General features: G+C 67.5%; 19 protein-coding genes. 2 read left to right on the top strand and 17 right to left on the bottom strand.

All coding sequences use genetic code 11. The annotated features are described in order from the left end of the window. Nucleotides 1-10 precede the first annotated feature (10 nt). From ispF to ACK5NO_RS06515, 3 genes are read right to left on the bottom strand one after another with little or no spacing between them, the layout of a single operon-like run. A complete protein-coding gene (ispF, locus tag ACK5NO_RS06525) occupies nucleotides 11-499 on the bottom strand; it encodes a 2-C-methyl-D-erythritol 2,4-cyclodiphosphate synthase (RefSeq protein ID WP_416811854.1) in 489 nt (162 codons plus the stop codon). After that, nucleotides 496-1,167 carry a 2-C-methyl-D-erythritol 4-phosphate cytidylyltransferase gene (gene ispD / locus ACK5NO_RS06520; protein ID WP_416811853.1) on the bottom strand — a complete coding sequence of 224 codons (672 nt, stop codon included), beginning with the start codon at nucleotides 1,165-1,167 and terminating at the stop codon, nucleotides 496-498. The genes ispF and ispD overlap by 4 nt, the downstream gene beginning before the upstream one ends. Continuing rightward, complete coding sequence (locus ACK5NO_RS06515) at nucleotides 1,164-1,646, bottom strand: CarD family transcriptional regulator (RefSeq protein WP_416811852.1); 483 nt, start codon at nucleotides 1,644-1,646, stop codon at nucleotides 1,164-1,166. The genes ispD and ACK5NO_RS06515 overlap by 4 nt, the downstream gene beginning before the upstream one ends. Before the next feature lie 159 nt (nucleotides 1,647-1,805). Between ACK5NO_RS06515 and ACK5NO_RS06510 the strand changes: the two genes are divergently transcribed. Next, nucleotides 1,806-2,273 carry a hypothetical protein gene (locus tag ACK5NO_RS06510; protein ID WP_416811851.1) on the top strand — a complete coding sequence of 156 codons (468 nt, stop codon included), beginning with the start codon at nucleotides 1,806-1,808 and terminating at the stop codon, nucleotides 2,271-2,273. 408 nt (nucleotides 2,274-2,681) lie between these two features. Here the strand turns inward: ACK5NO_RS06510 and pstB are convergent, their stop codons facing one another. The 6 genes from pstB to ACK5NO_RS06480 form a co-directional block, all read right to left on the bottom strand. After that, nucleotides 2,682-3,461 carry a phosphate ABC transporter ATP-binding protein PstB gene (pstB, locus tag ACK5NO_RS06505; protein WP_416811850.1) on the bottom strand — a complete coding sequence of 260 codons (780 nt, stop codon included), beginning with the start codon at nucleotides 3,459-3,461 and terminating at the stop codon, nucleotides 2,682-2,684. Nucleotides 3,462-3,479: 18 nt separating this feature from the next. Continuing rightward, complete coding sequence (gene pstA / locus ACK5NO_RS06500; protein ID WP_416811849.1) at nucleotides 3,480-4,460, bottom strand: phosphate ABC transporter permease PstA; 981 nt, start codon at nucleotides 4,458-4,460, stop codon at nucleotides 3,480-3,482. After that, nucleotides 4,460-5,455, bottom strand: a complete 996-nt coding sequence (pstC, locus tag ACK5NO_RS06495; protein WP_416811848.1) for a phosphate ABC transporter permease subunit PstC — start codon at nucleotides 5,453-5,455, stop codon at nucleotides 4,460-4,462. The genes pstA and pstC overlap by 1 nt, the downstream gene beginning before the upstream one ends. 91 nt (nucleotides 5,456-5,546) lie before the next feature. Then, nucleotides 5,547-6,680 (bottom strand): phosphate ABC transporter substrate-binding protein PstS, encoded by a 1,134-nt coding sequence (locus tag ACK5NO_RS06490; RefSeq protein ID WP_416811847.1) that lies wholly within the window; start codon nucleotides 6,678-6,680, stop codon nucleotides 5,547-5,549. 155 nt (nucleotides 6,681-6,835) lie between these two features. Further along, complete coding sequence (locus ACK5NO_RS06485; protein WP_416811846.1) at nucleotides 6,836-7,531, bottom strand: response regulator; 696 nt, start codon at nucleotides 7,529-7,531, stop codon at nucleotides 6,836-6,838. After that, entirely contained in the window at nucleotides 7,528-8,670 is a 1,143-nt protein-coding gene (locus ACK5NO_RS06480; RefSeq protein WP_416811845.1) for a sensor histidine kinase, read from the bottom strand. Before ACK5NO_RS06480 ends, ACK5NO_RS06485 begins: the two co-directional genes overlap by 4 nt. A 143-nt stretch (nucleotides 8,671-8,813) precedes the next feature. On the opposite strand from ACK5NO_RS06480, the gene phoU reads away from it, so the two are divergent. Beyond that, a complete protein-coding gene (gene phoU / locus ACK5NO_RS06475; RefSeq protein ID WP_416811844.1) occupies nucleotides 8,814-9,473 on the top strand; it encodes a phosphate signaling complex protein PhoU in 660 nt (219 codons plus the stop codon). Nucleotides 9,474-9,653: 180 nt separating this feature from the next. Here phoU and ACK5NO_RS06470 read toward each other — a convergent pair whose 3' ends face one another. The 8 genes from ACK5NO_RS06470 to ACK5NO_RS06435 all read right to left on the bottom strand — a co-directional run bounded on the left by ACK5NO_RS06470 (nucleotide 9,654) and on the right by ACK5NO_RS06435 (nucleotide 21,630). Then, on the bottom strand, nucleotides 9,654-10,397 hold the full coding sequence (locus tag ACK5NO_RS06470; protein ID WP_416811843.1) for a phosphoglyceromutase: 744 nt from the start codon (nucleotides 10,395-10,397) through the stop codon (nucleotides 9,654-9,656). Nucleotides 10,398-10,469: 72 nt separating this feature from the next. Next, nucleotides 10,470-11,528, bottom strand: a complete 1,059-nt coding sequence (locus ACK5NO_RS06465; protein WP_416811842.1) for a lactonase family protein — start codon at nucleotides 11,526-11,528, stop codon at nucleotides 10,470-10,472. Between the two features lie 64 nt (nucleotides 11,529-11,592). Beyond that, nucleotides 11,593-11,913, bottom strand: coding sequence for a histone-like nucleoid-structuring protein Lsr2 (locus tag ACK5NO_RS06460; RefSeq protein ID WP_416811841.1), 321 nt, complete (start codon nucleotides 11,911-11,913; stop codon nucleotides 11,593-11,595). 110 nt (nucleotides 11,914-12,023) lie between these two features. Then, nucleotides 12,024-12,218 carry a hypothetical protein gene (locus tag ACK5NO_RS06455; protein ID WP_416811840.1) on the bottom strand — a complete coding sequence of 65 codons (195 nt, stop codon included), beginning with the start codon at nucleotides 12,216-12,218 and terminating at the stop codon, nucleotides 12,024-12,026. Nucleotide 12,219: 1 nt separating this feature from the next. Next, on the bottom strand, nucleotides 12,220-13,686 hold the full coding sequence (lysS, locus tag ACK5NO_RS06450) for a lysine--tRNA ligase (RefSeq protein WP_416812006.1): 1,467 nt from the start codon (nucleotides 13,684-13,686) through the stop codon (nucleotides 12,220-12,222). A gap of 227 nt (nucleotides 13,687-13,913) precedes the next feature. Then, a complete protein-coding gene (gene nadC, locus ACK5NO_RS06445; protein WP_416811839.1) occupies nucleotides 13,914-14,813 on the bottom strand; it encodes a carboxylating nicotinate-nucleotide diphosphorylase in 900 nt (299 codons plus the stop codon). A 227-nt stretch (nucleotides 14,814-15,040) separates the two neighbouring features. Then, nucleotides 15,041-16,735 (bottom strand): L-aspartate oxidase, encoded by a 1,695-nt coding sequence (locus ACK5NO_RS06440; protein WP_416811838.1) that lies wholly within the window; start codon nucleotides 16,733-16,735, stop codon nucleotides 15,041-15,043. Between the two features lie 143 nt (nucleotides 16,736-16,878). Beyond that, a complete protein-coding gene (locus tag ACK5NO_RS06435; protein WP_416811837.1) occupies nucleotides 16,879-21,630 on the bottom strand; it encodes an endo-1,4-beta-xylanase in 4,752 nt (1,583 codons plus the stop codon). Nucleotides 21,631-21,841: the final 211 nt, after the last annotated feature.

The raw sequence follows: 21,841 nt of genomic DNA, 5'->3' as shown, positions 1-21,841 counted from the left end.
GCGTGCCAGGCTACCGGCCCTCGACCGGGAACACGAGCGCCGTCGCGATCGCGGCAATGCCCTCGCCGCGGCCCGTGAGGCCCAGCCCATCCGTCGTGGTCGCGCTGACCGTCACGGGGGCGCCTGCGGCGGCGCTCAGTGCCGCCTCCGCCTCGCCTCGCCGCGGCGACAGTTTGGGGCGGTTGCCCAGGATCTGCACCACCACATTGCCGATCTCGAAGCCTGCCTCGCGCACGCGCCTGGCGGTCTCGGCGAGCAGCGCGGCACCTGCCGCCCCCGCCCACTCCGGCCGATCCGTGCCGTAGTTCGAGCCCAAGTCGCCGAGCGCCGCCGCACTGAGCAGTGCGTCGCACGCGGCATGGGCGGCGACGTCGCCGTCAGAGTGCCCGCTCAGCGGCGTCTCGCCGGGCCAGGTCAGACCGGCAAGCGCAAGGTCGCCGTCGCCCGGCTCACCAAAGGCGTGCACGTCGACACCGATTCCGGTGCGTGGGATGGTCACGGTGCCTCCAACTGGGCTGCGATGGCGATGGCCAAGGGAAGGTCCGATGCGCGGGTCACCTTGAAGCCCCACTCGTGGCCGTCCACGGCCACCACTCGGTACCCCAGTTCTCGCGCCAGGCTCGCATCGTCAGTGGCGCCTGCCGTGCCACGCCGATGCGCATCGAGCGCAACCGCCGCCCGGAACGTCTGGGGGGTCTGGACGGCGCGGAGGGCCTCGCGGTTGACTGCGTCGCCGAGCACTCCGTCCCTTCCCGGAGCGCCCACAAGGGTGTCCACGACCGGCACCACGGGGACCGCCCCGTCGGCGCCCTCACGAACCGCCGCGATGGTCGCAGCCATGATGGCGGGGTCCTGGAAGGCCCGCGCGGCGTCATGGATCAACACGATGTCGTCGTCGGCGAGATCGAGCGCGGTCAGGCCAAGCGCGACGGAATCCTGCCTGGTCTGACCCCCGGCGACGACGGTCGCAAGGCCGTCAACAGCCTCGACGAACGCGCCAAGGTGAGCCGGTGGCGCGGTGACCACCACCGCATCGGCGATCTCACGGACGCGCGCGACTGCCCAGGCGACGAGCGCCCGGCCCTCGATGTGGACGAGGGCCTTGGGCACGTCGGCGCCCAGCCGGGAACCAGAGCCGGCGGCCGTGACGACCGCCGCGATGGTCACGAGGCGAGGACCTCGTCCAGCCGGGCCTCGGCGGTAGGCTCGTCGCACTTCTCGGCAAGAGCAAGCTCGCTCACGAGGATCTGGCGTGCCTTGTGCAGCATGCGCTTCTCGCCGGCCGAGAGGCCCTTGTCCGTGTCGCGACGCGACAGGTCACGCACCACCTCGGCCACGCGGATGACGTCGCCGGAAGCGAGCTTCTCCACGTTGGCCTTGTAGCGGCGCGACCAGTTGGTGGGCTCTTCGATGTAGGGCTCGCGCAGGACACCGAAGACCTTCTCGAGGCCGGCCTGGTCGACCACGTCGCGGACGCCGACGAGGTCTACGTTCTCGGCGGGAACCTCGATGGTGAGGTCTCCCTGGGCCACCTTGAGCTTGAGGTACGTCTTTTCCTCGCCCCTGATGGTCCGCTTCTTGATGTCCTGGATCTGCGCCGCACCGTGGTGCGGGTAGACGACGGTCTCGCCGACGGCAAAGTTCATTGGAGGTTGAGCCCTTCTTTGAGTAAACCCCAGTCTACCACCGCGACACGCCGCAATAACAGGGCTTCTGAGTGTTGTCCAGCACCGACGCGCCGGTGGAGCCAATCCGCCTGGCACCGGTATTCTTAGGCGCGTCCCCGTGAAAGGAAGTCCCCCGCCGTGAAGCCCTCCATCGCCGCAGGCGCCGTCGCGACCCTCGCCGCCCTCGCCCTGACTGGCTGCTCGTACGTGAACCCGATCACGACGAAGGACAACTATGCGGCGTCTGACGGCGTCCAGGCCGTGACCGGCGAGATCGAGGCGCTCAACCTCCTCATCATCGCCGAGGGCGCTGACCAGCCGGCCACGTTGATCGGCACGCTGTACAACTCCTCCGCGGAGGACATTGAGGTCCAGATCTCCTTCGACGGCGCGACCAACACCACCGTCACGGTGCCCGCCCGCGGCGACTCCCGACTCGGGCCCGACGGCGACGCCACCGAAGTCGCCGGCACCGCCACCGTGATGCCAGGGCTGATCGCGCCCACGGTGCTCGTGACGCAGGAAGAGGGTCCCATCACCGCGCAGGTTCCGGTGATGGACGGGACGCTGCCGGAGTACCAGGCAGTCATCGACGCGATCGGCTAGTCCCGAGGCTCCGCGCGCCGGGGCGGTAGTGCTCGAGCGTCCTCTCCACTTCTCGAGCGTCGCGTGGCGGTTCGTCACGCACGCGTGACCCACGGGGCGTGTGGGACTTGTGTGAATGCCCAGGCGCCACCCGAGTCCCGCGCGTCACGGCTGCGTGAAGAACCGCCCACGCCCACGCTCCGACACTTCCGAACATCGGGCGCGCGACACTCCGCGTCCCCACCGCTTCGAGGCAAACCTCGCCTGCGTGTCGCGGGCACATGGTTCGAGAGTGTCAGGTGGGCACAGGGCAGGTGGGCACAGGGCAAGTGGGCACAGGGCAGGCGTCGAGGACAGCGCGCACACAGGCGCCCGGACCTCGCGAGGCCACGGGGTGCACCGCACGCCCGTAGACCTCACTTGCCTCGATCAGCCGAAACGGCCCGAGATGTAGTCCTCAGTTGCCTTCTCGGAGGGGGTGGAGAACATGGTCGCCGTGTCGTTCATCTCGATGAGCTTGCCCGGCTTGCCCGTGCCAGCGATGTTGAAGAACGCGGTGCGGTCAGACACACGCGCGGCCTGCTGCATGTTGTGAGTCACGATCACGATCGTGTACTGGTCCTTGAGTTCCTGCATCAGGTCCTCGATGGCCAGCGTCGAGATGGGGTCTAGCGCGGAGCAGGGCTCGTCCATGAGCAGCACGTCGGGCCTGATCGCGATCGCGCGGGCAATGCACAGGCGCTGCTGCTGACCGCCGGACAACGACGATCCGGGCTTGTCCAGGCGATCCTTGACCTCTTCCCAGAGGTTGGCGCCGCGCAGCGAACCCTCGACGAGGTCCTCGGCGTCCGAGCGCGAGATGCGCTTGTTGTTGAGCTTGACGCCCGCCAGCACGTTCTCCGCAATGGACATCGTGGGGAACGGGTTGGGCCGCTGGAACACCATGCCCACGTGGCGGCGCACCGTCACGGGGTCGACGTCTGATCCGTACAGGTCGACGCCGTCCATCAGCACCTCACCCTCGACGCGCGCGCCGGGGATGACCTCGTGCATGCGGTTCAGGGTGCGCAAGAAGGTGGACTTGCCACAGCCAGAGGGGCCGATGAACGCGGTCACCGACTTGGGCTCGATCGCCAACGAGACGTCTTCGACCGCGAGAAAGCTGCCGTAGTAGACGTTCAGGTTGTTGATGTCGATGCGCTTGGTCACGAATGCTCCGGTTCTGGCTCAGCGGCCGGTCTTGGGGGAGAAGTACTTGGCGATCAGGCGAGCAATGAGGTTGAGGCTCATGACGATGAGGATCAGCACCAGGGCGGCGGCCCAGGCGCGATACTCGGTGATCTCGCCGATGCAGGTCTCGGTCGAGCAGGGCAGCAGGCCCTTCTCGTACTCGGACATGATGTAGACCGGCAGGCTCATCATGCGACCTTCAAACAGGTTCCAGTTGAGGGAGTCGGCGACGCCGACGGCCACGAGCAGCGGCGCAGTCTCGCCGACCACGCGTGCGATGGCGAGGGTGATACCCGTGGTGACACCCGCGATCGAGGTGCGCAACACGACCTTGAGCACCGTGAGCCACTTGGGCACACCCAAGGCGTAGGACGCCTCGCGCAACTCGTTGGGCACCAGGCGCAGCATCTCCTCGGAGGAGCGCACCACGACCGGGATCATCAGCACCGACAGGGCCACAGCGCCGACGATTCCCAACTTGGTGCCGGGCCCCATGGTGAGCGCGAACAGCGCGTACGCAAACAGACCCGCGACGATGGACGGGATGCCGGTCATGACGTCCACAAAGAAGGTGATGGCCTTCTTGAGCCAGCCCTTGCCGTATTCCACCAGGTAGATGGCCGTGAGGAGACCCACGGGCACCGAGATGACGGTCGCGGCGATGGTCATCATGACCGTGCCGGTGACGGCGTGCATGATGCCGCCATACGGCGCCTCGGATCCGAACACCCCGCGCATGGTCTGGTTGAAGAACTCGAGGTTGAAGCCCGCGTCGAGACCCTCGGCGTCGGAGATGAAGAACCGGTCAAGGCCCTTCATCACGACCGTGGCGGACAGCCACACGAGCGGGATCAGCGCGACCACGAACGCCGCGTAGATCACGACCGTCATGGCCGAGTTCTTGATCCTGCGCGAGCGGGAGATGCTGCCCAGCGGGGAGACGGCGGTGGCGCGGGCGGGAGCGTGAGTGACAGACATCAGTTGGCTCCCGAGAACTCACTGCGGCGCGACACAATCCAGCGCGCCAGCATGTTGACCAGCAGGGTGATGACGAACAGCGCCAGGCCCATCGCGATCAGCGAGTTCACGCCGAGGGCGTTGGCCTCGGGGAACTGCAACGCGATGTACGCGGCGATGGTGTTGTGCTGGCCGGGCTGCAAAATGTGGGCGGAGTACGTGAGGCCGGGCCCGATGATCATGAGCACCGCCATGGTCTCGCCGAGCGCTCGACCCAATCCCAGCATCGTCGCTCCGATCATGCCGGAACGTCCAAACGGGAACACGGCCATCTTGACCATCTCCCAGCGAGTGGCGCCCATGGCGAGGGCCGCCTCCTCGTGGAGCTTGGGGGTCTGGAGGAACACCTCGCGGCTCACGGCGGTGATGATCGGGATGATCATGATCGCGAGCACAATGCCGGCGGACATCGCCACACGACCGGTGAAGATCTGGCCGTTCTCGGGCGCCGCGAACAGCGGGATGAAGCCCAGATTGTCGGCCAGCCACTGGTAGAACGGCTGGAGCGTGGGCACGAGCACCGCCACGCCCCACAGGCCGTAGACCACCGACGGCACGGCGGCCAGCAGGTCGATCAGGTAGCCCAGTCCCTGCGCGAGCCGGCGCGGCGCGTAGTGCGAGATGAACAGCGCGATACCGATCGCGACGGGAGTCGCGAGGATCAGCGCGATGATCGAAATCAGCAGGGTGCCGTAGATCAGGTAGCCGATGATCTCGATGAGGCTCTGGCCCTGATCAGGCTTGATGAAGGACACGGACTCGCCCAGCTCGGCGGCGCCCATGGTGATCGCTGGCCAGGCCTCGGCGAGCAGGAAGGTGGCCACTGCGGCGAGGGTGACAAGGATCAGCGCACCTGCCGAGGTCGACAGGGCCGTAAAGAACCGGTTAGCCGATGCGCCGGGATGAGTCCCGTAGTCTTCCTCAGCCGTCGGTTCCGACGACGTGGTCTGGGTCACGCGCGAGTCTCCCTCGATGTTGCGTCTTGCGTGGCATCAGCAGTGGGCCCATCCGTGTCGGATAGGCCCACTGCCAATGTAGGGGAAAGGGTCAACCCGCTGCGATCTCGTCGAGGATCGCGGTGATCTGGGCGCTGAGCTCGGCGGACAGCGGCGCGGATCCGGCGGCGGCCGCGGCCTCCGCCTGGCCCTCCTCCGAGGCGACGTACTTCTCGAACTCGGTCACGAGCGCCCGCTCGGTCTCGTCGTCGTACTGCGAGCAGACGATGTGGTAGGAGACCAGGGTCAGCGGGTAGGCCGACGAGTCGGTCGTGGTGCGGTCGATCGCGTAGGCGAGGTCGTTGGCACCGTTGGCCTCCTCCGACAGGGGCGACGCGGCGATGATGTTGGCGGCGGCCTCAGGCGAGAAGGGGACGTATTCCTCGCCCACCTTGATCGCGACGGTGCCGAGGGTGTCGGCGCGCGAGGCGTCGGCGTAGCCGATCGCACCGGGGGTCGCCTTCACACCGTCCACGAGCGCCGAGGTGCCGTCGAAGCCCTGGCCGGTGGCGTCGGTGGTGGGGAACTCCTTGGAGGCCTCGTGGGTCCAGGCGCCGTCAGAGGCCTGCTCGAGGTAGTCCGTGAAGTTCTCCGAGGTGCCGGACGAGTCCGAACGGAACGCCGTGGTGATCGACTGGGCGGGCAGCTCGACGCCCTCGTTCTGGGCCGCGATCGCCTCGTCGTCCCACGACGTGATCTCGCCGTTGAAGATCTGCGAGATGGTGGCGGCGTCGAGGTTGAGCGAGTCGATGCCCTCGAGGTTGAAGATCACGGCGACAGGCGAGACGTACATGGGCAGGTGGTAGGCGCCACCGTCGCCGTCGCACTGCTGCACGGCCTGCTCGTACTCGGCAGCCTCGAGCAGACCGTCGGAGCCGGCGAAGGGCACGGCGCCCGAAAGGAACTGCTCGATACCGCCGCCGGAGCCCACCGGGTCGTAGCCCACGGTCACGTCGGGGTTGGCCAGCTGGAACTTGGCGCGCCAGGCGTCCATCGCGGACTCCTGCGACGATGCGCCCGCGCCCTGCAGGTTGCCCGAGAGGCTCACGGGGGCCTCGGACTCGGTGCCGGCGACGGTGGGCTCGTCGGACGAGGCGGGCTGCTCGTTGGTGGGCGAGCAGGCGGCCAGGACGAACGTGAGCGCGGCGGCAGAGGCCACGGCACCGGTACGCATTGCAATCTTCACAGTCGAGCTTCCTCACTAGGTAGATCGGGTCCCGGCTCCGTGCCGGACAATCTCCAAGGTAGGGAGGGCAGGTAACGGGCCACAGGGGCCAGCCTGAACTCTGGGTGAACGTTCCGTGAACGCGCCAGCGAAGGCGGCGCTCGGTGGCCGAACCGCTACGGCTCGAACGTGTATCCGACGCCGCGGACCGTCTGGATCAACTGGGGGTCGGAGGGCTCCGCTTCGATCCTGCTGCGCAAGCGCTTGATGTGCACGTCGAGCGTCTTGGTGTCGCCAAAGTAGTCGGCGCCCCACACCCGGTCGATGATCACCTGTCGTGGCAGCACCCGGCCTGCATTCTGCGCAAGGAGGTGCAGCAGCGCGAACTCCTTGGGAGGCAGCGACTGCGACTCACCGTCGCGGGTGACGGACAGCCGCTCGGGGTCCATCGTGAGACCGGCGACCGTGAGGCGCTCGGGCTCGTCGGGGATGCCCTGCGCAGCGGTGCTCTGGCGACGGAGCAGCCCTCGCACCCGCGCGACGAGCTCGCGTCCCGAGTAGGGCTTGGTCACGTAGTCATCCGCGCCCTGTTCGAGCCCAATGATCTTGTCGACCTGGTCGTCCTTGGCCGTGACCATGATGATCGGCACGTCGGAGCGCTCGCGAATGGTGCGGAACACCTCCTGCCCGGACATGCCCGGCAGCATGAGGTCCAGCAAGATCACGTCGGCACCATCGCGGTGGAAGGCCTCGACCGCCTGCGGGCCGGTCTCCGCCAGCAACACCTCGAAGCCCTCGCGATTGAGCAGGTACTTCAGGGAGTCGCGGTACGACTCCTCGTCCTCGACCACGAGCACGCGTCCCTCGGTCATGACTCCTCCTCGTCGGCCTTCGCCGCCTGGTCCGTCCCGCCGTCCACGGCGAGCCTGATGGTGAAGGTCGAGCCCACCTGGGGCTGCGACCACAAATCAACGGTGCCCGAATGCTGCAACACCACGTGCTTGACGATGGACAGGCCCAGGCCAGTCCCGCCCGTGTCGCGCGAGCGCGCGGGGTCGGTCCGGTAGAAGCGCTCGAAGATGCGCTCCTTCTCCTCGGCAGCGATGCCAAGGCCCTGGTCAACCACGGCGATGCGCGCGATGCCGTCCTCGACGGCGAGGGTCACGGTCACGTGCTTGCCAGACTCGGAGTAGTTGATGGCGTTGTCGACCAAGTTGCGCAGCGCCATGACCAGCAGGTCGCGGTCGCCCATCACTTCGGGATGCGCCGTGACCTCCGAGACCACGGTGATGTGCTTGGCGTCTGCGGCCACCCTGACGGCATCGAGCACCTCGTCGACCACGCCGGCCAGGTCAACGGATTCGTACTCCATGACCGACTCGCCGCCCTGCAGCCGGGAAATCTCGATGATCTCTTGGATCAGCTTGGTCAGCCGCCGGGTCTCCTTGCGGATCTTGCCAGCGAACTTAGTCACCATCTCGGTGTCGTCGGGGTTGTCCTGAATGGTCTCGGCGAGCAACGACAGCGCCCCCACCGGAGTCTTGAGCTCGTGCGACACGTTCACCGCGAACTCGCGGCGCGTTGCCTCCGCGGCACGCTGTTCGGTGTTGTCATTGGCGACCGCGAGCGCCAATTCGTCGCTCAAAGGGGTGACGCGCACGTGAACGATGCTCGACGTGCCGAGCACCCCCCTACTGATCTCGACATCGTCCTCAACCGGCGCATCGGCCCTCCAGGCCCGCTCCGCCAAGTCGGCCACCCCGCTGTGGAGCGCCCCGTCAGGGCGCGAAACCCCGAGCGCGGCAGCCACCGTGTTCGAGAAGGCGCTGCGGCGGTCCCGGCGCACAATGACCGCGCCGGATTGCAGCACGGACAGCACCTCGCGGGTGCGGTGGGGCACCAGTGTGCGCGCCACCACCTCATGCGCGGTGCGGTAGCGCTGCCAGGCAACGCCCACCCCCACGCCCACCACGAGCGCAAGGGCGACCAGCAGCCATTCTTCGGGGGTCATGGGGTCACAGTAACGAGCATGAATGCAGTTCACCCAATGTTCAGCATGCGCACCGATTGTTCACCGGTGAGCGCTCGCACCAGCGCTGTTCGCGTGGGTGGCGATGCCACACTAGGGGGGACGTACCACCGCTTAGGAGAAGCATGCGCACCCTGTTCACTGCAGAGATGTCAGAGCTCGCTGGCGACCTGGTCGCGATGAGCCGCCACGTCGAGTCCGCGATTACCCGGGCCTCCGAGGCCCTGCTCACGCAGAATGTTGAGCTCGCTCAGGCCGTCATTGCCGACGACGCCAAGCTCGACGACCTCGAGGAAACCGTCGACGAGCGCTGCGTTCTGCTCATCGCCCAGCAGCAGCCCGTGGGGCTCGACCTGCGCACCATCATTGCCTCGCTGCGCATTTCCGCGTCGCTCGAGCGCATGGGCGACCTGGCCCAGCACATTGCCGAGTCGGCCCGCCGCGCCTACCCCGAGTCCGCGATCCCCGCGGAGCACCTCGAGATCATCGAGGGCATGACGGTCGCCGCCAAGAAGGCTGCGTCCGAGGTGGTCGCGCTCATGGAGACCCGCGACCTCAACACGGCCGCGGGCATCGTGTCGGACGACGACGACCTGGACCGCCTGCACGCCCAGGCCTACGCGACGCTGCTCTCGTCTGGCTACTCGGGTTCGACCCAGGAGACGCTCGACATCAGCCTGCTCGCCCGCTACTTCGAGCGCTTTGGCGACCACGCCGTGGGTGTCTCGCGGCGCATCGTCTACTTGGTCACGGGTGACCACCGCGGCAACCGCCCGCGCATCTGACGCCTCCCGCTCCCACCTCTCACGAGGAAAATGGATCCATTTGACGGGAAGTTGCCCACCCCCGCACCGGTCAAATGGATCCATTTGACGGGAAAGGTGTGGGGCCCCCGCCGAACGAATCGGCGAGGGCCCCTGCCGGCCACGCAATGAGAGGGTGACCGAGCGTCCTGACTTCTGAGGTTACTTCTTGCCCTGGTTGGCGACGGCCTGGATGGCGGCCGCAGCAGCATCGGCGTCGAGGTAGGTGCCACCGGCCTTGACCGGCGCGAGAGTCTCCTCGTCGAGCTCGTACACCAGCGGGATGCCGGTGGGCACGTTCACGCCCACAATGTCGTCATCCGCGATGCCGTCGAGGTGCTTGATGATCGCGCGCAGCGAGTTACCGTGCGCGGCGACCAGCACGGTCTTGCCCGCCTTGAGGTCGGGGACAATCTCGCCCTCCCAGTACGGCAGCGCGCGCTCGAGCACGTCCTTGAGGCACTCCGTCTTGGGGGTGTCCTCACCGGCGTAGCGGGGGTCGCCCTCCTGAGTCCAGGGGTTGTCAGCGGAGATGACCGGCGGCGGCACGTCGTACGAGCGACGCCACGTCATGAACTGCTCCTCGCCAAACTGCTCGAGGGTCTCGGCCTTGTTCTTGCCCTGCAGGTCGCCGTAGTGACGCTCGTTGAGGCGCCAGTTGCGCTTGACGGGGATCCAGTGACGGTCCGCGGCGTCGAGCGCGAGGTTCGCGGTCATGATGGCGCGACGCAGCAGCGACGTGTGCACCACGTCGGGCAGGATGCCCTCGGCCTTGAGCAGCTCGCCGCCGCGCTTGGCCTCGCCCCAGCCCTTCTCGTTGAGTTCGACATCCACCCAACCGGTGAAGAGGTTCTTGGAGTTCCAGTCGCTCTCGCCGTGGCGGAGCAGGATCAGTGTGTAGGTCATGCTTTCAGCGTAGCGCCGATGCGCTGGCACGGGCTTGGGCCGCGGGTCCTACCGCTGGGGTTGGCCCAGCGTTCAGGCGGGGCACGCGCATGCGGCGCTCGGTAGCAGGGCCGATGCGTGTGCAAGCGAGGCGGCGAAGCCCACCTCTGGCTCAGGAGGCAAGGCAAGGACGTCCGCGAGCGCATAGGTGCGGGCCTCGTGGCCGCGTTCGACCGCGACGTGCAGGTGCTGGTCCGTGACCGCAAAGTGGCGCGGCCAGTGGCCGACGTCGAGGCTCGTGCGGTAGCGCGGCATGCCTTCTGGCGACAGGTCGAACAGCGAGATGACGTCGGGGCCGCGCACTCCGAGCAGCACCACGTCCTCGTGGATGAGGATGTGCGAGTCTGCCGGGCCGGAGTCGCTCGTGCGGTTGGGAGCCGTGGTGGAGGGGAGCTCCTCGATGAGCTCGGCCGTGGCGCTCGGGCCGTCCCAGCGCAGCACCCGCAGGTGGCTGTCGAGTTCGCAGGCAACGTAGATGAGGTCTGCGCGCACCGCGAAGTGGCGCGGTCCGGAGCCGCCCGGCAGGGTCGCGGCGATGCCGTCGGCCTCAAGCAGGCCGTCGGGCTGCACCCGGTAGCGGCGCAGCTCGTCCGTACCGAGGTCACACACGAGCAGGTGCTCTCCCCCGGGGGCGTAGCCCGAGAAGTGCGCGTGCGGGCCCTCTTGGCGATCGGCACGAGGGCCGGAACCCGCGTGCGGGAACACCTGTGTGGGACTCGCCTGCACGGGCACGCCGTCCTCGTCGAGCGCGATGACGGCGAGATCGCCGCTCGTGTAGTGCGCGACGTACAACGCACTGACGTCGCGCGCGAGCAACAGATGACAAGCGCCCGGGCTGCCGGTGTCGACGTTCGCGATCACGGCGGGCGCGGCGGGGTCAGACACCTCGACCACGGCGATCTGGCTGGTGGGCAACTCCGACACGACGTATAGGAGCGGACGCATCGGGTGTGCAACCACGAAGGCAGGCGATGGCAGCAGGACGGCCCTATCGAGGCCTGCCTCGCTGGAGCGCCACAGCGCTTCCCCCAGCCCGGCCTCGGTGCCGATTCCAGCCTCGGGAAAGGTGCCCCACCACACGGTGTCAGTCATACTCGCCTCTCTACAGCACGACGACCCCGTCCCTTGCGGGGCGGGGTCGACGCGTGACGTCTGGTCAGTGAGCCGCCGCGTAGGCGTCGCGAATCTCCGTGGAGATGCGACCGCGCTCGGAGATGTCGTAGCCGTTGGCCTTAGCCCACGCACGAATCTTCACCGAGTCTGCCCTGCGCGGCCGACCCGCGCCGGCTGCACGCTTCGAGGACGAGACGCGACGCGCCTTCGCCTTCCACCGCGCGAAGTCGGCCCTCAACTCGGCCGCGTGTTCGTTGGACAGATCAATCTCATACGCGACATTGTCGATCGAGAAACTGACCGTCTCGTGGGCTTCACCACCATCAAGGTCGTCAACGAGGACAACCTGAACCTTCTGTGCCATCATGCTCCTTTCCCGAGCGAAACCAGACTCACACAATGTGCGGTTTGCGTCAATTGGGGGCAGCTGATTCGCAGGATTTTCTCAGCGAACTGCGGGAAAGGGAACCCGATTCAGGTCTCGCGCGTTGGACCTTCCTCGGTGCCCACAATCGGAGCGTCCGATTGCATTTGCTCGTCTTCGATAGCGGCGAGCGCAGCGCGCTCATTGCGGTCGGCGCGCACGACGGCGCGCATCACATACCAAAACAGCAATCCCACGGCGATGCTCGGAATGAGCCCCACCGCGATGGCCTGCCAGGCGCCCATGTCAGTCCTCCGTGGGCTTCACAAGCGGGAACGTGATGGTCTCGCGAATGCCCAGGCCGGTGAGGGCCATGAGCAGTCGGTCGATGCCCATGCCCATACCGCCCGACGGCGGCATGGCGAACTCCATCGCGGTGAGGAAGTCCTCGTCGATGGGCATTGCCTCGTCGTCGCCTTGCGCTGCCATGCGGGCCTGCTGCGCAAAGCGCTCGCGCTGAATGACGGGGTCGACGAGTTCCGAGTAGGCCGTGCCGAGCTCGAATCCCCGCACGTAAAGGTCCCACTTCTCGACGATCCCGGCGTGCTCGCGGTGGTCGCGAGTCAGCGGGCTGGTCTCCACGGGGAAGTCGCGCACAAAGGTCGGAGCCACGAGCGAGTCGGCAACGTAGTGCTCCCACAGCTCCTCGACCAGCTTGCCGTGGTTGATGCGCTTGGGGTCTACCGAGACCTCCACCGCGTCGCACAGCGCTTGCAGTCGCTCGACCGAGGTCTGGGGAGTGATCTCCTCGCCCAGCGCATCGGACAGCGAGCCGTACATCGTCAGCTCGGTCCACTGGCCGGAAACGTCATACTCCGTGCCGTCCGCAAGGGTGACAACCTCGGTGCCGAACACGTCGCGCGCGGCTCCCTGGATCAACTCGCGGGTCAGAGCCGCCATCGTGTCGTAATCGCCGTACGCCTCATAGATCTCGATCATCGAGAACTCGGGAGAGTGTGAAGAATCGGAGCCTTCATTCCGGAAATTGCGATTGATCTCGAAGACCTTCTCGATACCGCCCACCACGGCACGCTTGAGGAACAGTTCCGGCGCGATTCGCAGATACAAGTCGATGTCGAAGGCATTCATATGAGTCTTGAACGGACGCGCCGCGGCGCCGCCGTGCTGCGTCTGCAACATAGGCGTTTCAATCTCAATGAACCCGCGCCCGTGCAGGCTCTCGCGCAGGCTGCGCATCATGTGTGCGCGATTGCGCACCGTGTCACGCGCGAGCGGGCGCGTGATGAGGTCGACATAGCGCTGGCGCACGCGGGTGTCCTCGGCGAGGTCCTTGTGCAGCACCGGCAGGGGGCGCAGCGCCTTGGCGGCGATCGCCCAGGAGTCGGCGAACACGGACACCTCGCCACGGCGCGACTTGATGACGCGGCCGTGGGCGTACAGGTGGTCGCCCAAGTCGACATCGGCCTTGAACGCGGCGAGCGAGTCCTCGCCCACCTCGGCCAGGCTCAGCATGATCTGCAGTCGCGTGCCTGCGCCGTCCTGAATGGTCGCGAAGCACAGCTTGCCCGTGTTGCGCACAAACACCACGCGCCCGGCGACGCCGACGACGTCCTGGGTCTCCTCCCCCGCCTCGATCGCATCGTCGTACTTGGCCCGCACATCGGCGATCTCGTGGGTGCGTCCCACGCCCACGGGGTAGGCCTCGCCGCCCGCGGCAATGATGCGGTCGCGCTTGGCGCGACGCACGCGCATCTGCTCGGGAACGTCGATGTCAGGGGTCTCGGGCGCTTCAGTCACGCCTACCAGGGTACCGGCGCGCTCGCTCCCTTCACTGCGAACCAGGTCCCACCGCGACACGCCAGCGGAACGCACGGTCCCACCCACCTCTCCCGCGTGTCGCGCGTACCGCGGTTCGCAGTTCACGAGGGGGAGGTGGGGACGATCGACAGACCGGCCGATGCGGTGGCTCGCGCCCGCTGCTAGGCCAGGTCGAGCGCGACGTCCACGATGGGGCTCGAGTGGGTGAGGGCACCCACCGACATGAAGTCGACGCCCGTCTCGGCAACCTCGCGAGCGCGCTCGAGGGTGAGCCCGCCGGTGGCCTCGAGGCGCACCTGACCCACCTGGGGCTCGAGCTCGCGGACCTGGCGCACCAGGGAACGCATCGCGTCGAGGTCCATGTTGTCGAGCATCAGGAACCGGGCGCCGGCGTCGATCGCCTCGCGCGCCTGCTCGGGCGACTCGACCTCAACCTGGACAGGCACGTCAGGGAAGCGCTGCGCGACCGCGTTGACGGCGGCCGTGACCGAACCCGCGGCGTGGATGTGGTTGTCCTTGATCATCGCGCAGTCGTGCAGACCGATGCGCTTGTTGACTCCCCCGCCCACGCGCACCGCGTACTTCTCAAGCTCGCGCATGCCGGGCGTGGTCTTGCGGGTGTCGAGCACGCGCGCGCCGGTGCCCTCGAGGGCATCAGCCCACCGACGGGTGTGCGTCGCGACGCCGGAGGCCCGCGACAGGAAGTTCAAGATAGTGCGCTCCGCAATGAGGATGACGTGGCCGGCTCCGGAGATGTCCGCCACGTGAGCACCTGCGCTCAGCCGGTCGCCGTCCGTCGCGCGCAGCTCGATCACGGGGGTGGGCAGGCCCAAGCGCTCCGCGACCTGGCCCAACGTCTCGGTGATGACGGGGATACCCGCAATGACACCGTCCTCGCGCATCACGATCGCGCCGCTGACCTGCGTCGACGCGGGGATCGTGGCCTGGGTGGTGACGTCGCGGCCGGGCTCGGAGCCCAAGTCCTCGTCGAGGGCCTCGCCAATGGCAGAGGCGAGCCAGGAGGCTCGCAGCGAACGGTCTTGGGGTCGATCTTCAGGCATGCTCACGGCCATCAAGCGTAGCCCGCTCGCACTAGGCCCTTGTCACATGTTGGTCACGATTCTTGCGCCTATCGACGCGCCCGCGTGACGTATGTCACACTTGGGGGCGTGCGACCGCGCGCATCGTGTTGATCGCGGCGCAAGTCGCAACGTGGCGCTGGGGGGCGGGGACGCGGCGGCGCCCGTGGTGAACACCGTTCACTTCGGGTCGCCGACCGCGTGCCACCTCAGCCCAGCTCGAGCGGAGCCCGCTGCACCTGTAGCTCGCCATCCCCGTCGAGACTGGCGGCGAGGCGCACAGCAAAGCGCGCATCGTCCCTGTCGGGGAAATCGGTGCGCAGGTGCCCACCGCGCGTCTCCTCGCGCGCCAAGGCGACCGCTACCAGGGCGGATGCTGCCGTCAGCACGTTGGAGGTCTCCCACTCCGCAGTCTGCGGCATGGCACGCGCGGGCGTCTCCGTGTGGAACCGACCCATGAGTGCGCCAAGCCGCTCTTGCGCGCGCACCAACCCCTGCTCGTCGCGGACGGGCCCGGCTCCACGGTGGGCGATGGTCTGAATCTGGGCACGAGTGGCGGCAGGCACCAACGACGCCGGGCCGGGCCGGGTCACGGGTTCCAGTTGTCGCACCAGGCCTTGGGAGACGGCCGATGCGGCATCGGCTGCCGCTCGATACGCAAAGACCAGCCCCTCGAGCAGGGAGTTCGACGCCAACCGGTTGGCGCCATGAACGCCAGTGCAAGCCGCCTCCCCGACGGCGTACAGGCCCCTCAGCGTGGAGCGGCCGCGCAGATCAGTGAGGATGCCGCCCGAGTGATAGTGCTGTGCGGGGGCCACGGGGATGAGGTCCTCGGCCATGTCGATGCCGCGCTCCGCGAGTCGCTGCCAAATGGTCGGGAAGCGCTCCTTGAGGAATCCCCTGCCGAGGTGACGGCAATCGAGGAACACGCTATCGGCGTCCTCCTCTGCCATCATCGCGACGATTCCCTTGGACACCACGTCGCGCGGTGCAAGCTCGGCCATCGCGTGGCGTTCGAGCATGAACCTCTCGCCCGCACCGTTAAGCAGGTAGGCGCCTTCGCCGCGCACCGCCTCCGAGATGAGCGGCTGCTGTCCGCTGGCCGCCGAGCCCTGCCACAGCACCGTCGGGTGGAACTGGATGAACTCCAGATCGGCCACGGTGGCACCTGCACGCATGGCCGCGGCGAGCCCGTCCCCCGTGGCCGAGGCGGGGTTGGTGGAGCTGCGGAACACCTGTCCAATGCCGCCAGTGGCCATGACGACCGACTTCGCGAGCGCCGCGCCCACGCCGTCGCGGGTGCCCTCGCCAATGATGTGCAGCGTCACGCCACACACTGGGCCCGGACGTCCGTCGCCGTCGGGAGTGGCGGTCAGCAGGTCGACCACCATCGCGTTTTCGATGACCTCGATACCCGGGTCGGTGCGGATGGCCTCCAGTTGGGCGACGAGTGCGCGGGAGATCTCGGCGCCGGTCGCGTCGCCACCCGCGTGCGCGATCCGGTCGCGGTGGTGGCCGCCTTCGCGCGTAAGCGTGATGTCGCCGTTGGGCCCGGTGTCAAAGTTGGCGCCGCGCGCCACGAGCTCCCGCACGCGGTCGGGCCCCTCGGTGACGAGCGCCGCCACCGCCTCTTCTGAACACAGGCCCACACCCGCGGCGAGCGTGTCTTGCAAGTGCTCGCGGGGAGTGTCCTCGGGGTCGAGTGCCGCAGCGATTCCGCCCTGAGCCCACACGGTGCTGCCCGAACTCAGCGCACCCTTGGTCACCAGCAGCACGCGGTTCACTTTGGCGCGCAGTTCGAGGGCCGCCGTGAGCCCGGCAACGCCGGACCCGACGACGATCACGTCCGCGGTGATGGTCCACCCCGGCTCGGGGGCGGACAGGCGACGCACAAAACGGGTCATGCGCACAACCTATCGGCCCACGGTCCTGCGCCAGATTCCGGGCAACGCGGGTATCAGGCGCGCGCTCAAGCGCGGAATGACGTCGACACGGGTATCAACAGGTGGGGGCCGGTTGATACCCGTGTCGACGCGATGAGCGTGGTTCAGGTGAGCCTGATACCCGTCTGGCCCACGGTGCGGCGCTCCCCACCCCGCACCCGCGCGACCGTGAGGCCTCCGAGCATGAGCAGCGCCACCGCCACGAGAGCCAAGGAGCCCCAATCGTCAGGCCCGGTGCTCGACAACCCGCCGCTGACCGCCGGCAGAATCTCGATCGACGCCCAGCCAATAAGCGCCCCATCAGAGTCGTAGACGGCGAGCGTGTGCGAGCCAGCGGCGGTGTCCGCAGGAATGGTCACCTGGAACGCGCCCGCCGCGTTGGCCGCGGGTGCACCGATGAGCGTCGGCTCCGAGTACAGGTAGACCTCGACATCCTGCTGCGCCCACGCGGAGCCCAGCGACACCGTGATGGTCTGCCCAGCGCGCGCCCACGACGGTGCAGAAATCCCGCCACGGGGCCGCTCGGTCACCTCATCCTCGTCGAGCGGGCCATTGTCGTCGCCGCCACCGTCGCCAGGTTCAGTAGGATCGACAGGGTCCCCAGGATCCACCGGGTCCACCGGGTCGACCGGGTCCACGGGATCCACCGGGTCGACATCGGCACCCAGCAATTCCGTCACACCCCAGCGGGCAGTGGACTGGTACCCAGCACCGCTGGGGTCCGCCCAGTTGCGGATGGAGTGGCGAGCCCCGTCGGCAGCATCGTTCACCTGGAAGTCGACGCCATGGAATGTACCCTCGCCGCCGTACTCAAGCAGGCTGATCGCCGCCTCGACCACGTAGCCGCCGTCCACGACGGTCACGGCTGACTGCACCCGCGCCTGCTGGAACGCCTCGTCTCCGGTGCCGAACGACACGGCCCCGTTGGCGCCAATCCGGATCTGGGTGTCGTCATAGCGGTACGAACCGTTCTTCGCGTTGCCCGGATCCACGTAGATCTCCACGGAGTCTTGCGTCCACGGGTCGGATCCGCTCGAATCCACGACCGGGTCGGCGACCTCCGCGAGCACGTAGAGCGTCTGCCCCTTCCACAGTGTGCGGAACGTGCCGATCGCGCCGTCCGTCCCCGAGACCTCCTTGGCCGTCGTCACTGGCGCGGCGTCACTCCAGGCGGAGTCCACGGCGCCGTCAATCTCAGGAGCACTCTCAGCCAGCGCCGTTCCCACGATCGACAAGGGCTCCACCAAGGTGACGGTGCCCGTCACCCCTGCGGAATTCCATCCGTCCGATACGCCGTCCGAGACCGTGCGCACGTCCACCTGCACCTGGTCGCCCACCACGGCGCCATCGAGCGGCAGGTGAGCGACCACGTGGTAGCCGCCCGAGCGTTCGGCGACCACCGCATCGGCCCCACCGGAGACGGCACCATCGCGTCCCACCGTGTACGTCTCCGAGCCCACCACCAACTCGACGCCGTCGCCCGAGCCAGCCGACGCATCGTCCACCGAGACGAACACCGTCAGGTGATCCTGGGTCCACCGGGTCTGGAACTGTCCATTCGAACCGGCGGGCAGCAGCGGCAGTTGGTCCCAGACGGCCGATGCGGTGGCGAGAGCATCGAGCGCCACGTCGCCTTGGAAGGAGTTGGCCGTGCGCAAGGGGGCCGGCAAGTCGCCTCCGACGATTCCGTAGTACGCGGGCTTGGCCTGGTAGGAGTCATCAAAGACCAGCGGCCCACCGCTCGAGTCCCGCCACGAACGCGAGTCGATGAGTCCCCAAATGGTGGCCGAGTACAGGTCGTGCGCGCGGAAGATCTCGAAGGCCCGCTCGTAGTAGTAGCCCTGATCGATGAACTTGGCCTGGGACTCGGGCGTGCCGGTCGTGACGTCGAGTTCGGTGACGGCCTGCATGAGCCCCAGAGCCGCGAACTGGTCGAGCGTGGCGCCGAGCTCCTCAACCGGGAAGGACAGGTTGACGTGGAACTGGTGCCCAATGCCGTCGATGGGCGTCCCCGCGGCGATCAGGCGCTCGATGAGGGCCTCATAGCGGGCGCGCTTGCCGGACTGCTCGGTGTTGTAGTCGTTGATGAAGAGCGCCACGGGGCGACTGTCACCGGCGACGGCGTAGGTGCCGTTGAAGGCCTGATCCGCGTACTCGAAGGCGTAGCGCACATAGTCCTCGCCCAGGATCCGGTACCACTCCGAGCGGCGCATGCCGTCCGCATACTCGCCCGAGTCCGAGATGACCTCGTTGACCACATCCCAGGCCGTTAAGGGGTTGGTGTCGGACCCGAACAGGCCGTACTCGTCAGAGAGGTACTGCGCGATGGAGAAGATGTGCTCGCGCATGCGCTCCTTGAGAATCGCCTGGTCTGCGGCGGAGTCCGTAAGGGGGCTGCCGCTGCTGTCCGCGAAGAACCAGTCGGGTGTCTGGCTGTGCCACACGAGCACGTGGCCGTACACCCGCAGGTCATTGTCCTGAGCGAACTGCATGAGGACGTCCGCGTCCGCGTGAGGCGTGAACTCACCCTCGGCGTTGTACCAGGCCTCGGGCTTCATGTGGTTCTCGGGGGTGATCTGATCGAAGTGCTTGAGCAGAAGTTCCTGCGCCGCGCCGGCCGTCTCGCGGCTGTCGATCGCGACGCCCACGGGGAAGTCGACCGTGTCCTTGATGGGCGTCAGGTCCTGAATCTGGGCCGCGTCCGGAATCTTGATCGACACGTTGTCGACGTAGAAGTCCGAGGTATTGCCCGCATTGCCCGAGTCATAGGCGGTCTCGAAGTACAGCACGCCTTGGTCGAACTGCGCGGGGGTAAACGTTGCCGTCACCTGCGTCCAGCCTGCGTTGGTGATGCCCGTGAATTGGCCGAGCGTGTCGTAGGAATTCGACTCGCCGACGGTGCGCTGCAGCGTGAGCCACACGTCCCCGGCCGGCTGCCCCTCGCCCATGCGCACCCAGGCACTGAGCTCGACGCTCTGGCCGGGTTCAAGGATGCCCGTCACCTCGACGGCCAGGCCGTCGCCCTGATGGTCGCGGCCGGTCACAGCGGCAGACTGGCTGCCGTGCTGGGCGTAGGTGTCAACGGCAGCCACCGTGTGGTCCGTGTCGCCGCCCTGACGCGCAACCCAGCCGTCGAGTCCGTCCTCGAAGCTGGTCTCAAGCAGCACCGTGCCAGCGGCGGTGGGGGTGCCCTGGGGAAGGGTGAACGTCCACCCCTCGTCGAGGCGCTGCGCGACCACCTCCTTCACGGCGTTGACGGTCTTGGTGCGGTCACCGCCACCGTCGTGCACCAGGACCACTTGGCCGGAACGTTCCGGGCTGATGGCCGCCTGAAGGTTGGCGGTGATCTGATCCTGCGTAAGGTTGTCGTCCCAGTCGGAGATGGTGTTGACGACCGCCAGAGGCTGCATGCCGAGCTCCACCGCGACCGCGGCGGTGTTGCCCCAGGCCGCGTTGGGCGCACGGAAGAACGGCACCGCCGCTTGGGGGTCGCCCAAGGCCTCGCGAATGATCGCGAGGTTCTCCATCATGTCGTCCGCCGCTTGCTGGTCCGTCAGGGCGTCCATGGAGCCGTACCCGGTGGAGTGATTGCACAGAACGTGCCCCTCGGCCACCATCCGCTTGAGCAGGTCAATCTGCTCCTGGGTCTGGATGTTCTGGCCAATCACGCAGAACACCGCAGCGATGTCGTGCTCGGCAAGGAAGTCGAGAATCTGACCGGTCTCCCCTGGGTTGGGGCCGTCGTCGAAGGTCAGTGCGGCGTAGTAGCCGCCCGCGTCGGGCGCTTGCGCCGTCGACACCTGAGTCGCCGTAGGCGCGCTCGCACCGCCAGGAACGAACCCGTCGGGGATCACAAGACCGTCACCCGAGTCGCCGCAGGGCGCACTGACGGTGATGTCGTCGACCTCGTAGTCCTGGGTGGTCGACACTTCGAGCGAGATCTTGGCGCTCGCCGCGCCCGCACCGAACGTGTGGGTGCCGCTGATGGTGGTCCACTCCCCTGCGGCCACGTCCGCAACGTTGCCGACCCAGACGTACTCGTTGGACGCTCCAGGCTCATTGGCGATGAATCGGACCGCCGCTTGCTCGTTCAAGCGCACCCGCGCGCTCACCGTGTAGACCACGCCCTCCTCGTACGCGCCGACCGCTGACTGGATGCCCTGCCAGGTGTCGGTCCGGCCGGACACCACCGCGACACTGTTGGACGCATCGGCGCTATCGGTGACGACCGTCACCGTGGCGTTGTTGGCCTGCCAAGGGGCGAGCGCATCGTCCTCAAAGTCGACGGTCTCGAGCGGCAGGCATTCCTGGGACTCGCCGCCGCCGGCGGGCTCGGCGGTCTTGACCACGAGGATGTCGTCGACCAGGTACGTATACGGGGCCGATGCGCCCTCCACCGTGATGGCATCCGTGCCCAGGTAGAGGTAGGGGTCCGCAGCATCGGGCGTCCAGGTGCCGGTGACCGTGGTCCACTCGTGGGTGACGGTGGTGTTGCCGATCCAGTCGTAGCCAGAGTCGCGGCCCACCAGGCGCATTCCGGCCTGCGCGGCGGGGGCGTCGTCTGCCAGGCGCTGCCGCAGGCTGATGTCGTTGGTGGCGCCCTCCTCCAGCACGCCCGCGTTGGAGCGGATGCCGTCGTAGTCATTGGCGCGCTCGGCGATGGACAGGTAGGGCTTGTCGTCGTTGACAACCGTCGCCGTCGAATCGCCGTTGGCCGACCAGTTCTCGAGCCCGTCCGAGAAGTCGACGTCCGACACCGTCTGTGGTGCGGCGGTAGCGGCGGGGGCGGTGAGGCCCATCGTGGCGATCAGTGCGAGTGCGGAGGCGGATGCCCACCCGCGGGTGCGTAGCTTCATTGGTGCTCCCTGGACGCTTGTGGCTGCGCTTCTTTGCGACGGCGCTGCGGCATCCGGGCCGCGTTGCCCCACGTTCGAAAACGATATCGGTAACGATTTCTAGGTCAACAGGGGACGGCGTTTTCGATAATGCGAGCGTTAACAGTCCCGGCACTTTCGAAGCCGGCGGCACGCTTCGAAAGTCAGTTTCTCTCCGGTGCGTGCGGGGAAA

It is taken from the genome of Demequina sp. (genome assembly GCF_047975725.1).
Classification (GTDB): Bacteria; Actinomycetota; Actinomycetes; order Actinomycetales; family Demequinaceae; genus Demequina.
Note: the sequence above shows the minus strand (reverse complement) of the source record. Positions and strands in the feature narration are given on the sequence as shown.

Excerpts from the sequence above, each read along its gene's own strand:
- ACK5NO_RS06515 (WP_416811852.1), bottom strand. The coding sequence starts at position 1,646 with ATGAACTTTGCCGTCGGCGAGACCGTCGTCTACCCGCACCACGGTGCG.
- pstA (WP_416811849.1), bottom strand. The coding sequence starts at position 4,460 with ATGTCTGTCACTCACGCTCCCGCCCGCGCCACCGCCGTCTCCCCGCTG.
- ACK5NO_RS06485 (WP_416811846.1), bottom strand. The coding sequence starts at position 7,531 with ATGACCGAGGGACGCGTGCTCGTGGTCGAGGACGAGGAGTCGTACCGC.
- ACK5NO_RS06480 (WP_416811845.1), bottom strand. The coding sequence starts at position 8,670 with ATGACCCCCGAAGAATGGCTGCTGGTCGCCCTTGCGCTCGTGGTGGGC.
- phoU (WP_416811844.1), top strand. The coding sequence starts at position 8,814 with ATGCGCACCCTGTTCACTGCAGAGATGTCAGAGCTCGCTGGCGACCTG.
- ACK5NO_RS06470 (WP_416811843.1), bottom strand. The coding sequence starts at position 10,397 with ATGACCTACACACTGATCCTGCTCCGCCACGGCGAGAGCGACTGGAAC.
- ACK5NO_RS06465 (WP_416811842.1), bottom strand. The coding sequence starts at position 11,528 with ATGACTGACACCGTGTGGTGGGGCACCTTTCCCGAGGCTGGAATCGGC.
- ACK5NO_RS06460 (WP_416811841.1), bottom strand. The coding sequence starts at position 11,913 with ATGGCACAGAAGGTTCAGGTTGTCCTCGTTGACGACCTTGATGGTGGT.
- ACK5NO_RS06455 (WP_416811840.1), bottom strand. The coding sequence starts at position 12,218 with ATGGGCGCCTGGCAGGCCATCGCGGTGGGGCTCATTCCGAGCATCGCC.
- lysS (WP_416812006.1), bottom strand. The coding sequence starts at position 13,686 with ATGCGCGTGCGTCGCGCCAAGCGCGACCGCATCATTGCCGCGGGCGGC.
- nadC (WP_416811839.1), bottom strand. The coding sequence starts at position 14,813 with ATGCCTGAAGATCGACCCCAAGACCGTTCGCTGCGAGCCTCCTGGCTC.
- ACK5NO_RS06440 (WP_416811838.1), bottom strand. The coding sequence starts at position 16,735 with ATGACCCGTTTTGTGCGTCGCCTGTCCGCCCCCGAGCCGGGGTGGACC.
- ACK5NO_RS06435 (WP_416811837.1), bottom strand. The coding sequence starts at position 21,630 with ATGAAGCTACGCACCCGCGGGTGGGCATCCGCCTCCGCACTCGCACTG.